Here is an 11,901-nt window from a genome sequence, read left to right as displayed (position 1 = left end):
GATGAAGCGTTTTGGCTTAGTGTCGCCTATGGTCAGCATCGCCCTTTCCCTCGCGACGTCGTCAGCGTCCGCTGCGGAGCTCGTCATGTTGGAACAGCCAGGCTGCGCATGGTGCGCACGCTTCGATGCGGAAATTGCGCCGGCATGGCCAAAGACCGAGGAGGGCAGACGCGCGCCCTTGCGGCGGGTCGACATCACGCGGGAATGGCCTGCGGATCTGACCGCCATTGCGCGCGAACGTTTTACCCCGACATTTGTCCTGATCGACCGTGGAAAGGAGATCGGTCGCATCAGAGGCTATGTGGGCGATGAATTTTTTTGGTATCGTATCGGAGAACTTATCGCACTCTTGCCGGAAGACGACAAAACGCACAAGTAACGCTGCTGCGGCAGCATTTTGGACTGTCTCGAAATTGCGAATGACATCATGAGCCTGCCAAAGATTAACGACACCCAATCGCCTGAGGACTTCAAAAAGCTCTTGGAGCAAGCCCGCATGGCGAGTGAATTGCTGAAGGCGCTGGCGCATGAAGGCCGCCTCCTCATCCTGTGTCTTCTGGCGGAGGGTGAGAAATCGGTTTCGGAGTTGGAAGAGGCGGTGCGCTTGCCTCAGGCTGCGGTTTCCCAGCAGCTCGCCCGGCTGCGATTCGATCGGCTCGTCAATACGCGGCGTGACGGCCGCACGATCTACTACTCGATCGCCAGCGACGAAGTATCGTCAGTGATCGAGGTGTTGTATAATCTTTTCTGCGCGCAGGTGCGCCAACCGGAAGTCGAAAGAAGCAAAAGGCGTCCGCGAGCGACGTCGTGACATAACGACCGGGCGATGAGCCCGCCCGCAACCTGGAGAGTTTGCGGAGAAAAACGTCGGCGAGCCGGAGGGCTCGCGGGAGGAAAAATGGACTGGACCGCGTCACCGTGGTTTCTTGCCTTTGCCGGGCTGAGCGCTGGTTTTGTGCTCGGCTTTGTGACGCGCGCGAACCATTTCTGCACCATGTCGGCGCTCGAGCGCTACTGGTATGCGGGCGATAGCCGCGGCCTGCGCACCTGGGTGCTTGCGGCCGCGGCCGCCCTTATCGCGACGCAGACTTTGCAGGCGTTGGGCTGGGTGGATACGGCGTCGAGTTTTTACGTTCGCTCCGATTTCGCGTGGATCGGCGCGATTGCCGGCGGTATCGCGTTCGGCTTCGGTATGGCACTTGTCGGCACATGCGGTTTCGGAGCGCTCGTGCGGCTGGGCGGCGGTAGCCTGCGCTCGCTGATCGTCCTGCTCGTGCTCGGTCTCGCCGCGATGTCGACCCAGAAAGGGTTGATCGCACAAGCACGTGTGGCCCTTTCGGATGCCTACGCGCTCGACCTTTCGCCGATGGGCGGACAATCGCTGGGCGCCATCGCGTCATTCTGGAGCGGCAGCGACGTCAGTCTGGCCGTCGCGGCGGTCGTCGCTGGCGGCATGCTTGTATGGATCTTTTCTGACAGCAGCTATCGCCGCCACACTGGATCAATCGTCACCGGATTGATCGTCGGCCTGGTCATCGCGTTCGGCTGGTCCGCCACGACCTACGCATCCCAGCATTCCTTCGACGTCGTCCAGATCGAAGCTGGTTCCTTTGTCGTCCCCATCGCCGATACGATGCTGCAAGTGGTCACCTTCACCGGAGTGCTGCCTGACTATGGAGTTGGGTTGGTCATCGGCGTCGTCGCGGGAGCTGCGGCGTGCGCGCTCTGGAAACGGGACGTGCGCTGGGAGGCCTGCGATGATGCGCGAGAACTCGGGCGCCATCTCACTGGCGGCGTGCTGATGGGAGTAGGAGGTGTTCTGGCCATGGGCTGCACCATTGGTCAGGGCGTGACGGGTATCTCGGCGCTCGCGATCTCCGCGCCCTTCGCCGTGATCTCCATCTTCATCGGCGCGCGGATGGGACTTGCCTATCTGATCGAAGGCTCGCCGCTGGAAGCTTTCGGATCGATCCGCCGCCAGCCAGCGGAGTGATCATGTCGGCACATAGATGAAAGCATCGCCGTGGCGCTCGACGTAGCCAGTGCCAGGGTGCGGAAAATGGAAGCCGATGGCCCTCGCACGATCCGCGGCGAGCCGATCGAGTAACGCAAGGCGTGTCTTCACGCCCTCTTCGGGATCCTGATCGCTGGCGGTAGGCCATTGCGGCCGGGCGAACGACAGCACTGCGTTCGAGATGGCGTCACCAATGATCAATATCGGCTCGGCGCCATGCACCATGAATGACAGATGGCCGGGCGTGTGGCCCGGCGTCGCGACAGTCTCGATGCCTGGGAGAACCTCGTCGCCGCTCTTCAGAAAGCGGACTCTGTCCTTCAATGCGGCGAAGCGCGCCTGTGCGCCGACGACGAAGCTCTGCCGGTCATTCGGAAGTTTGTGGATCGCTTCCGGTGAAGACCAGAAGTCCCATTCGGCCTGGCCGATGTGGTAGTCCGCCTCCGGAAAGACCAATTCGTCAAAATCGTCCGTCAGCCCCCACAAATGATCGGGATGCGCATGGGTGAAAACGACGTCGGTCACATCGGCCGGGTCGATGCCTGCCTTTGCGAGCCCATCAGCAAGTTTTCCGGCAGTCGGCATGAAGTTCGGTCCCGCTCCGACATCGAAGATGGCAAGTCGGCCGCCCGAGCGCACGGTGGTCACGTTGCAATCCGGCCTCAGTGCGTCAGTCGGCAGTCCATTATCGACAAGAATCTTATGCAGCTCTTCCTGGGGAGCGTCAGGGAAGACGAAGGACAGCGGCAGCGAAAGTGCGCCGTCACTGATCACTGTCAGCTCGGCATTGCCCGTGGTCAGCGTCTGGGACGAGGCCACCCGAATGCCGGCAGGCGTGAGGAGGACGGCTCCCGCCATGGCGCTGGCGCCCCCGAGGAAGCCTCGCCTCGATAATGCGCCCAAGCCGGATGTCCGCACCATCGTCTCCTCCCATTCCATGCAAACATTTTATTTTTTGCATATTTGTCGTTTGCAGGCTAGCGTTACTTGCCGCACCTGCCGCACGCGATCGGCGGCAGTCGATACATAGAAGAATCTCCGGTCGCTGGGAGGTACTGCAATGTCCGCACGTTTAGCCGCAGGTGTTTTCGCCGTTTCGCTCGGCTTTTGCACGCCCGCTCCGGCGCAGGACGACGTGACCAGGCTCACGTCCGAAGCGCCGTTTCAGGATATCGTCGGCGCTCTCGAGGACGCGATCGTCAATCGCGGCTATGTCGTGGACTATCGCGGCTTCATCGGTGAGATGCTGCAGCGCACGGCCGGCGATGTCGGTGCGCAGAAGGCGCTTTATCGCCATGCCGAGTTCTTCCAGTTCTGTTCGGCAGTGGTATCGCGCAGGGCGATGGAGGCCAACGTGGGCAATATCGCCTACTGCCCCTACGTTCTTTTCGCCTACGAGACCGAAAGCGAACCCGGCAAGGTCATCGTCGGCTTCCGCCGTCTGCCGGCCGGCGAGGGTCGCGACGAGGTCAATACGCTGCTTGAGGAGATTGCAGGCGAGGCTGCAGGAGAGAAGTGAACACGGCCAAGGGTTGACGACACATATATAAATTGTAATGTGTCTATATGTTGCGCCTCGATGCGCAGCGTGCGCGCTCAACCTGATTGGGAGGAAATCCGTTGAAGGTACTTTTTGCCGCCGCCATGGCCGTCGGGCTCACTGTGTCGTTTTCCGCGCTGGCTGCGGATCACGAGGTCAAGATGCTCAACAAGGGCTCGGATGGAGAAACGATGGTCTTCGAGCCGATGGTCGTGAAGGCCCAGCCAGGCGACACGATCACGTTCGTTCCGACCGATAAGAGCCACAATTCAGCGAGCGTGAAGGGCGGCCTTCCCGAAGCAGCCGAAGCTTGGAATGGCAAGGTCAACCAGAAGATCACGGTGACGCTTACGCAAGCAGGCGTCTACATGTTTCAATGCACACCCCATTTCGGCATGGGAATGATCGGAGCCGTGGTCGTGGGCGAGCCGTCGAATCTCGACGCCGTCAAGGCCCTGAAGTATCCCGGCAAGGCAAAGGCAAGAGCGGAAAAGATTTTCGCGCAGATTCAGGCCGGCAGCTAAAGAGCGACCCATCGGCAGCGAGAAGCATCGTACTCCGGAGGTATCACAAATGCGATCTGTCATTCTGGCGGCTCTGTTGATTGTGCTTGGCATCCCGACGCTTCACGCCGCCGATGGGCACGACCTGCCCAAAGCGAAACAAACCAAGCTCGGCTTGTATCTGACGCCGCAGGAGGCCTTCGACAAAGTGTCGGCGGAAGCCGACAAAGTTCTCTTCCTTGATGTCAGGACGCCGGCGGAGGTTATCTACGTCGGGATGCCCAGCGCCGCCGATGCCAACATTCCTTACATGGTGCAGCCCGATTTTCCCGTGTGGGATGAGACCAGGTCGACGTTCAAACTCGAACCCAATCCCGATTTCGTCTCGGACGTTCGCGTCAGGCTTGAGCGGAAGGGTCTAAAACCCGACGCCGAAGTCATCGTCATGTGCAGATCAGGAGATCGCAGCGCCGCAGCCGCGAACATTCTGGCTGAAGCAGGCTTCACAAAGGTCTACTCCATACCCGAGGGCTTCGAGGGCGACATGGCGAAGGATGGCCCGAACGCAGGAACCAGAAGCGTCAACGGATGGAAGAACGCAAAACTGCCTTGGACCTACAGGCTCGATCGGCAAAAGATGTACGGCCTGCAGTAACGTGAGCGCGCCTTCCCCACCCTCAGCAACCGACGGACGGTTCTCGTCGGTAGGAGGATGACGCCAAACAGGGGCGCTGCAATGTCGGTTGCGCGCCGGCCCAAACGTCTACCGCTCTGGATAGAGCTTACCCAGCAGCGGAAGATAGACGGCGCCCCGCCGCGCGAGGAACTGATCGAACGCCGTCATAACCGGAGATACGACGCGGTCAGCGCGACTGACCGCGAACCATTGTCTTCGGATCGGGAGACCCACGACGTCGAGAATGGCGAGCCGGCCTGCCTCGACCTCCCAGGAGACCGTGTGGGCCGAGATGAAGGCAACGCCCAGCCCAGCCATCACCGCCTGCTTGATCGTCTCGTTGGAGTCCATTTCCGTGCCTGGATCATCGAGCCGGCCCGGGATCTCCGCAAGGAAGCGCTCGAAGGAGATCCGAGTCCCGGAGCCGGGCTCGCGGATGATGAAATGCTCTCTGGCAACCTCCTCCTTTGATATGTCCCGACGCCTCGTGAGCGAGTGATCCGGGGACGCGATGATGATCAGCGGGTGGTCGCCGAAGACGGTGGCGCGCACTGGCACGTCCCGAGGAGGCCGGCCCATCAGTGCCACGTCGACCCGGTGGCCCTTCAAGCTGGAGATCGTCTCCTCGCGGTTGCCGACGACGAGCTTCAGATCGACGCCCGGATGCTCGCGCATGAAGCCGGCAAAGAGCCTTGGTGCGAAGTATTTCGCCGTAGAAACCGCACCGACGATGAGACTGCCCTTACGCACACCGCGGATCGCATCGATCTCGTCGGCGAGTACGCGAAGCCTTTCTTCGATCGCCAGCGCCGCGTCGATCGCGGCAAACCCTGCGGCGGTAGGACGCATGCCTTCCGGCACGCGATCAAACAAGACCATGCCGACCTCGTCCTCGATCGACTGTACCTGCAACGTGACTGCCGATGGCGTGAGACCTAAATGATTGGCCGCGCTAACGATTTTTCCGTCACGCGCAATCTGGCTGATCGCCCGGAGCTGTTTGAGAGTCAGGTTGCGCATCGACAAACCTAAGAAAAACTAAGCGCCTAGCTAAAAATAACAAACTTACCTTACCGCACGGCGTGGCTTAATACATAGAGAAATTGAGATGTTTGCATGAATGCCCCTCGGGTCCGCCCCTGGTGAGGGCCTTCTCGGGAGGAGTGAATGTCGGCATCCACGCTCGACGCGTATCTGAATTCCGTTTCACTCGACCCGCAAAGCGGGAACGCTCGCTTGAGCGACGTCGTCAGACGGCTCGCTGAAGCCGCGACGCGATTGAAGGCACTCGTCTCGCAGCCGACTGCCGGCAGCCTCGGAGCAGCATCAGGCAAGCGCAACTCCGACGGAGATATTCAGCGCCACCTGGACGTCAGTGCCGACGAGGAATTCTTGGCCGCTGCGCGCCAGGCAGGCGTTCGGCACTATTGTTCCGAAGAATTGGAAAGCGCAGTCGACCTCAACGGCGAATCCACCCTGGCGCTTTCCATCGATCCTTTGGACGGTTCCTCGAACATCGACGCGAACGTTTCGATCGGGACGATCTTCTCGATTCTGCCCGCCCGAGACGAGCCGGCTACGAGCTTTCTACAGCCCGGCAGAAATCAGCTCGCCGCCGGCTTCTTCATCTACGGCCCTCAGTTCGCGCTCGCTCTCACGCTCGGAGGAGGTACGCGCATTTTCGTGCATTCCTCGCGGCTCGGAACCTTCGTGGAGACAGCACGGCTAAACATTCCTGACCGAACGCAGGAATTCGCGATCAACGCGTCGAACTACCGCCACTGGGATGAGGCCGTGCGGCTCTATGTCGACGACTGCCTGAAAGGGTCTACCGGTCCTCGTAAGAAGGACTTCAACATGCGTTGGATCGCTTCGCTCGCTGCCGAGGCTTTCCGGATTCTGACGCGCGGTGGCGTCTTTCTGTACCCCGGCGATGCGCGGAAGGGCTACGCCAGGGGACGCCTTCGCCTGGTCTATGAGGCCAACCCGATCGCAATGCTGATCGAACAGGCGGGCGGCGCGGCGACCGACGGGATCAACCCAATCCTCGATCTAGGGCCATCCGCGCTGCATCAGCGGACCGCGCTCGTCTTCGGATCGGCGCGCGAGGTCGAGCGAATTGCGCGTTACCACACGGACCCCAGCGTCATCGCCGAGCGCTCCCCGCTGTTCGGCAATCGCGGTCTGTTCAGGGCTTGAGGGGGGTGTGATGTCGGCAGCGCACCCCATCATCTCCATCACCGGCTCCTCGGGCGCGGGCACCACCTCGGTAAAGCGCATCTTCGAACAGATCTTTCGGCGCGAGAAGGTCGAGGCTTCCTTCATCGAAGGCGACGCCTTCCATCGCTACGACCGCGCCGGCATGAAGGCGAAGGTTGAAGAGGAGACGCGCAACGGCAATCCGAACTTCACCCATTTCAATGTCGAGGCGAACGAACTCGAAACGCTGGAAGCGATATTCGAGGAATACGGCCGCAAGGGAACCGGGCGCACGCGCACCTATGTCCACGACGAGGATGAGGCGGCGCTCTACGGCACCACACCTGGCACCTTCACCGAGTGGCGCGAGTTCGGACCCAGCGACCTGCTCTTCTACGAGGGGCTGCACGGCTGCGTTGTAACCGAAACGGTCGACCTTCCCCGGCATGCCGACCTCAAGATCGGCGTCGTGCCTGTCATCAATCTCGAATGGATCCAGAAGATCCATCGCGACAGGGCGACGCGCGGCTATTCGGCCGAGGCGGTTATGGACGTGATCCTGCGGCGCATGCCGGACTACACGCGCTACATCGTCCCGCAGTTCTCGCTGACCAACATCAACTTCCAGCGCGTGCCGATCGTCGACACCTCGAACCCGTTCATCGCGCGCTGGATACCGACGCCCGACGAATCGATGCTGGTCATCCGCTTCGCCAATCCGCGCGGCATCGATTTCCCCTACCTGCTGTCGATGATCCACAACAGCTTCATGTCGCGGGCGAACTCCATCGTCGTTCCCGGCAACAAGCTCGATCTCGCGATGCAGCTCATCCTGACGCCGCTGATCCTGCAGCTCATCGAGCGCAAGCGGCGCGTGGCCTAGAGGAGGAAACGATGAACACAGCGTTGAGGTCCGTCGACGGAGCCAAGGCAACAAGGCAGGGGATGGCGAATGCCATCCGGGCGCTGGCCATGGACGCGGTGCAAATGGCGAACTCGGGCCATCCCGGCATGCCGATGGGCATGGCGGACGCGGCCACGGTGCTCTTCTCGCGCTTCCTCAAGGTCGACCCATCAAAGCCGGACTGGCCTGATCGCGACCGCTTCGTCCTGTCGGCGGGGCACGGGTCGATGCTGCAATATGCGCTCCACCACCTGCTCGGCTACGAGGATATGCCGATCGAAGAGCTCAGGCGCTTCCGCCAACTCGGCAGCCGCACCGCCGGCCACCCCGAGCACGGCCATGCGCTAGGCATCGAGACGACCACGGGCCCGCTCGGACAAGGTCTCGCCACGGCCGTGGGCATGGCGCTGGCCGAGCGCATGATGGCCGCGCGTTTCGGAGACGAGCTTGTCAACCACCGCACCTATGTCATCGCAGGCGATGGCTGCCTGCAAGAAGGCATAAGCCACGAGGCAATCGATCTTGCCGGCCATCTCGGTCTGTCTCGGTTGATCGTGCTGTGGGACGACAATTCCATTTCCATCGACGGGCCGACCTCCCTGTCGACGTCGATGGACCAGTTGGCGCGCTTCCGCGCCGCCGGCTGGAATGTCATCAAGGTGAATGGTCATGACATGGATGCCGTCGCGGAAGCGATCGTGACGGCGCAGGTGTCCGACCGGCCGACGCTGATTGGCTGCCGAACTGTTATCGGCAAGGGCGCCCCGAACCTGCAGGGCACGGAGAAGACCCATGGTGCGCCTCTGGGCGAGGCCGAGGTCGCAGCCGCACGCGAAGTCCTGGCCTGGCCGCATGCACCGTTCGAGGTGCCAAAGGATATCTACGCCGCTTGGCGCGACGTGGCCGCGCGCGGCAAGGCTGCCCGTACCGGCTGGGAAAAGCAACTAGCCGCCTCGTCGATGCGTGAGGCATTTGAGGCGGCGGTGGCCGGCGATCTGCCCGAGGCGGTGTTCGAGGCGCTGTCTGCGTTCCGTTCGGAGCATTTGGAAAAGGCGACCAATGTCGCTACCCGTAAGGCCTCCGAACTGGCGCTCGGCGTCATCAACGCGGCGACGGACGTCACGGTCGGCGGCTCGGCCGACCTTACACACTCCAACCTGACCCTGACGAAGGGCATGGGCCGGATCGCGTCCGGCGACTTCGCGGGCCGCTACATCCATTACGGCATACGCGAGCATGGCATGGCGGCTGCCATGAACGGCATAGCGCTGCATGGCGGCTTCGTGCCCTACGGCGGCACCTTCCTGTGCTTTGCCGACTATGCGCGCGGCGCGATCAGGCTGTCGGCGCTGATGGGTCAGCGCGTCATCTATGTGATGACACACGATTCCATCGGGCTCGGCGAGGATGGACCGACGCACCAACCTGTCGAGCATCTGGCGATGCTCAGGGCCACCCCGAACCTGAACGTCTTTCGGCCTGCCGATGCCATCGAGACCGCCGAGTGCTGGGAACTTGCCCTGAGGTCCAGACATCGGCCGAGCGTGCTCGTGCTGTCGCGACAGAATCTGCCGATGCAGCGAACAATGCAGAGTGAAGCAAACCGTTCGGCGCGCGGTGCCTATCTGATGCGGGAGGCCGTCGGACGACGCGACGTAACCCTGATCGCCACGGGTTCCGAGCTCGATATCGCGCGCGCGGCTGCCGATCTCTTGCACGATCGCCATCGCCTTCGCGCGGCTCTCGTGTCGATGCCGTGCTGGGAGCTCTTCGAGGCACAGGACGAAGGATATCGCGCGGAAGTATTGGGAACGGCCCCACGCGTCGCCATCGAAGCCGCCGCCCGTCTGGGCTGGGATCGCTGGATCGGTCCGAAGGGTGCCTTCGTCGGCATGACCGGCTTTGGCGCCAGCGCTCCGGCCGGCGATCTCTACCGGCACTTCGACATCACGGCCGAGGCCATCGCCGATGCCGTTCTTGCAGCCATAGAGAAGGATTGAAGCGTTGCCGGTAAGGGTCGCAATCAACGGGTTCGGTCGCATCGGGCGCAACATTCTGCGCGCCATTCTCGAATCGGGCAGGAGGGACATCGAGGTTGTGACGCTCAATGACCTCGGTCCGCCGGAAACGAATGCACATCTGCTTCGCCATGACAGCATTCACGGGCGGTTTCCCGGCAAGGTGGTCGTCAACGGCGACACCATGCAGATCGATGACCGCGCGCCGATCCGCGTGACCGCCATCCGCAACCCGGCGGAGTTGCCCCATCGCCAACTCGGGGTCGACATCGCGCTCGAATGCACCGGCATCTTCACGACGCGGGACAAGGCGGCTGCCCATCTCAAGGCCGGCGCAAGGCGGGTTCTGGTTTCCGCTCCCGCTGAAGGCGCCGACCTGACGGTCGTCTACGGGGTCAACCACGACAAGATCGCCGCCGACCATATTGTCGTTTCCAACGCGTCGTGCACCAACAACTGTCTCGGTCCGGTCGCCAAGGTTCTGCATGATGCCATCGGCATCGAACGTGGCTTCATGACCACGGTCCACTCCTACACCGGAGACCAGCCGACGCTGGACACGATGCACAAGGATCATTACCGCGCTCGCGCAGCGGGGCTGTCGCAGATCCCAACCTCCACTGGCGCGGCAAAAGCCGTCGGCCTCGTTCTGCCGGAGCTTGAAGGCAAGCTCGATGGCGTCGCCATCCGCGTGCCGACACCTAACGTCTCGGTGGTCGACTTCAAATTTGTACCCGTTCGTCCGACAACGGTCGCAGAGGTCAACGCGGCGATGCAAGCGGCTGCGGACGGACCGCTCGCCGGAATCCTCGCGATCGTCGACGAGCCGCTCGTATCCTCAGACTTCAATCACAATCCGGCTTCCTCATCCTTCGCGCTCGACCAGACCAAGGTGATCGACGGAAGACTCGTCCGGGTCATGTCCTGGTACGACAACGAGTGGGGTTTCTCGAACCGCATGGCCGACACCGCGGTAACGATGGGGAGTGTTCTGTGAAAGCCCTTCCCGACATCCGCGACGCTCGCGTGGACGGCCGAACGGTTCTGGTACGCGCCGATCTCAGCGTGCCGATACGCAACGGCGAGGTCGTCGACGCGACACGCATCATACGATTCGCACCGACCATCAGAGACTTGCTTAGCCGTGGTGCATCGGTCGTGGTGATGACACATCTTGGACGGCCTGGTGGCGAATTCAATTCGGTATTGTCGGTGCGGCCTGTTGCTGAGGCGCTGGCTCGCGAGATCGGACATGACGTGGTGTTCGTTCCTGACTGCGTTGGTGGGATCTCCGAGCAAGCGGCAGTCCACCTCGCGCATGGCAAGGTGCTGCTCCTGGAAAACCTGCGTTTTCATAAGGAAGAGGAGCAGAACAGCCGCAGCTTCGCGCTGCGCCTGTCGATCCACGGCGATATCTACGTCAACGACGCGTTCTCCTGCGCCCACCGCGCGCACGCATCTAACCACGCCATCGCAAACTTGATGCCGGCCTTCGCCGGCCCGTCGCTTCTCGCCGAGGTGGCGGCGCTGACCGCCGCGCTCGAAAGCCCGCGCCGTCCGGTCGCGGCGCTCGTCGGCGGGGCGAAGGTCTCGTCCAAAATCGCGATCCTGAAAAATCTCGCGTCCCGCATGGACCATCTGATCATAGGCGGCGGCATGGCCAACACCTTCCTCGCCGCGCAGGGCCACAACATCGGCCGCTCGCTCCACGAGGCGGACTGCGTGCCGCTCGCCCTCGACATCCTGGCCGTCGCCGTCGCCAACGGCTGTCGCGTGCTGTTGCCGGAAGACGTGGCCGTCGCGGCGAGGCTTGCTGATGACGAACCGTCGGCGGTCGTGAACGTCGGCGAAATCCCGCGCGACATGCTGGCGCTCGATGTCGGGTCGGCGACAGTCGCCCGCATCGACGCCCTCCTCGGCGAATGCCGCACGCTGTTGTGGAACGGCCCGCTCGGTGCCTTCGAGACGCGGCCGTTCGGCCAAGCCACCTTCGCGGTGGCGCGCAGGGCGGCCGAACTCACCCAGGCCGGCCGCCTCGCCACCATCG

Annotated in this window: 13 protein-coding genes; 11 read left to right on the top strand and 2 right to left on the bottom strand. The window is 62.3% G+C overall.

Features of this window, described 5'->3' with window-relative positions; translation table 11 throughout:
- Position 1 precedes the first annotated feature (1 nt).
- The 3 genes from AO692_RS08125 (at position 2) to AO692_RS08115 (ending at position 1,993) form a co-directional block, all read left to right on the top strand.
- Complete coding sequence (locus AO692_RS08125) at positions 2 to 379, top strand: thioredoxin family protein (RefSeq protein ID WP_054309563.1); 378 nt, start codon at positions 2 to 4, stop codon at positions 377 to 379.
- Positions 380 to 427: 48 nt separating this feature from the next.
- Positions 428 to 811, top strand: coding sequence for a metalloregulator ArsR/SmtB family transcription factor (locus AO692_RS08120; protein ID WP_054309562.1), 384 nt, complete (start codon positions 428 to 430; stop codon positions 809 to 811).
- 87 nt (positions 812 to 898) lie between these two features.
- The gene (locus AO692_RS08115) at positions 899 to 1,993 is read left to right on the top strand and encodes a YeeE/YedE family protein (RefSeq protein ID WP_054309561.1); all 1,095 of its coding nucleotides are present in this window, start codon (positions 899 to 901) and stop codon (positions 1,991 to 1,993) included.
- Here AO692_RS08115 and AO692_RS08110 read toward each other — a convergent pair whose 3' ends face one another.
- Entirely contained in the window at positions 1,994 to 2,935 is a 942-nt protein-coding gene (locus AO692_RS08110) for an MBL fold metallo-hydrolase (RefSeq protein ID WP_054309587.1), read from the bottom strand.
- Positions 2,936 to 3,074: 139 nt separating this feature from the next.
- Between AO692_RS08110 and AO692_RS08105 the strand changes: the two genes are divergently transcribed.
- The 3 genes from AO692_RS08105 to AO692_RS08095 all read left to right on the top strand — a co-directional run bounded on the left by AO692_RS08105 (position 3,075) and on the right by AO692_RS08095 (position 4,712).
- Positions 3,075 to 3,533 carry a hypothetical protein gene (locus AO692_RS08105; protein ID WP_054309560.1) on the top strand — a complete coding sequence of 153 codons (459 nt, stop codon included), beginning with the start codon at positions 3,075 to 3,077 and terminating at the stop codon, positions 3,531 to 3,533.
- 125 nt (positions 3,534 to 3,658) lie between these two features.
- Complete coding sequence (locus AO692_RS08100; protein WP_054309586.1) at positions 3,659 to 4,078, top strand: pseudoazurin; 420 nt, start codon at positions 3,659 to 3,661, stop codon at positions 4,076 to 4,078.
- A gap of 82 nt (positions 4,079 to 4,160) precedes the next feature.
- Positions 4,161 to 4,712 (top strand): rhodanese-like domain-containing protein, encoded by a 552-nt coding sequence (locus AO692_RS08095; protein WP_244483288.1) that lies wholly within the window; start codon positions 4,161 to 4,163, stop codon positions 4,710 to 4,712.
- Positions 4,713 to 4,820: 108 nt separating this feature from the next.
- Here the strand turns inward: AO692_RS08095 and AO692_RS08090 are convergent, their stop codons facing one another.
- Positions 4,821 to 5,753 (bottom strand): LysR family transcriptional regulator, encoded by a 933-nt coding sequence (locus tag AO692_RS08090; RefSeq protein WP_054309558.1) that lies wholly within the window; start codon positions 5,751 to 5,753, stop codon positions 4,821 to 4,823.
- Positions 5,754 to 5,900: 147 nt separating this feature from the next.
- Between AO692_RS08090 and AO692_RS08085 the strand changes: the two genes are divergently transcribed.
- From AO692_RS08085 to AO692_RS08065, 5 genes are all read left to right on the top strand, one after another.
- Positions 5,901 to 6,932 carry a class 1 fructose-bisphosphatase gene (locus AO692_RS08085; protein WP_054309557.1) on the top strand — a complete coding sequence of 344 codons (1,032 nt, stop codon included), beginning with the start codon at positions 5,901 to 5,903 and terminating at the stop codon, positions 6,930 to 6,932.
- Positions 6,933 to 6,942: 10 nt separating this feature from the next.
- Positions 6,943 to 7,815, top strand: coding sequence for a phosphoribulokinase (locus AO692_RS08080; protein WP_054309556.1), 873 nt, complete (start codon positions 6,943 to 6,945; stop codon positions 7,813 to 7,815).
- Positions 7,816 to 7,826: 11 nt separating this feature from the next.
- Positions 7,827 to 9,836 carry a transketolase gene (gene tkt, locus AO692_RS08075; protein ID WP_054309555.1) on the top strand — a complete coding sequence of 670 codons (2,010 nt, stop codon included), beginning with the start codon at positions 7,827 to 7,829 and terminating at the stop codon, positions 9,834 to 9,836.
- 4 nt (positions 9,837 to 9,840) lie between these two features.
- A complete protein-coding gene (gene gap / locus AO692_RS08070) occupies positions 9,841 to 10,851 on the top strand; it encodes a type I glyceraldehyde-3-phosphate dehydrogenase (RefSeq protein ID WP_054309554.1) in 1,011 nt (336 codons plus the stop codon).
- A partial coding sequence (locus AO692_RS08065) for a phosphoglycerate kinase (protein ID WP_054309553.1) occupies positions 10,848 to 11,901 on the top strand: 1,054 nt, incomplete at its 3' end. The genes gap and AO692_RS08065, both read left to right, overlap by 4 nt.

This window comes from Mesorhizobium sp. 1M-11 (assembly GCF_001303895.1).
Classification (GTDB): Bacteria; Pseudomonadota; Alphaproteobacteria; order Rhizobiales; family Rhizobiaceae; genus Mesorhizobium.
The sequence above is the reverse complement of the archived record's forward strand: the minus strand, read 5'-3'. Positions and strand labels throughout refer to the sequence as shown.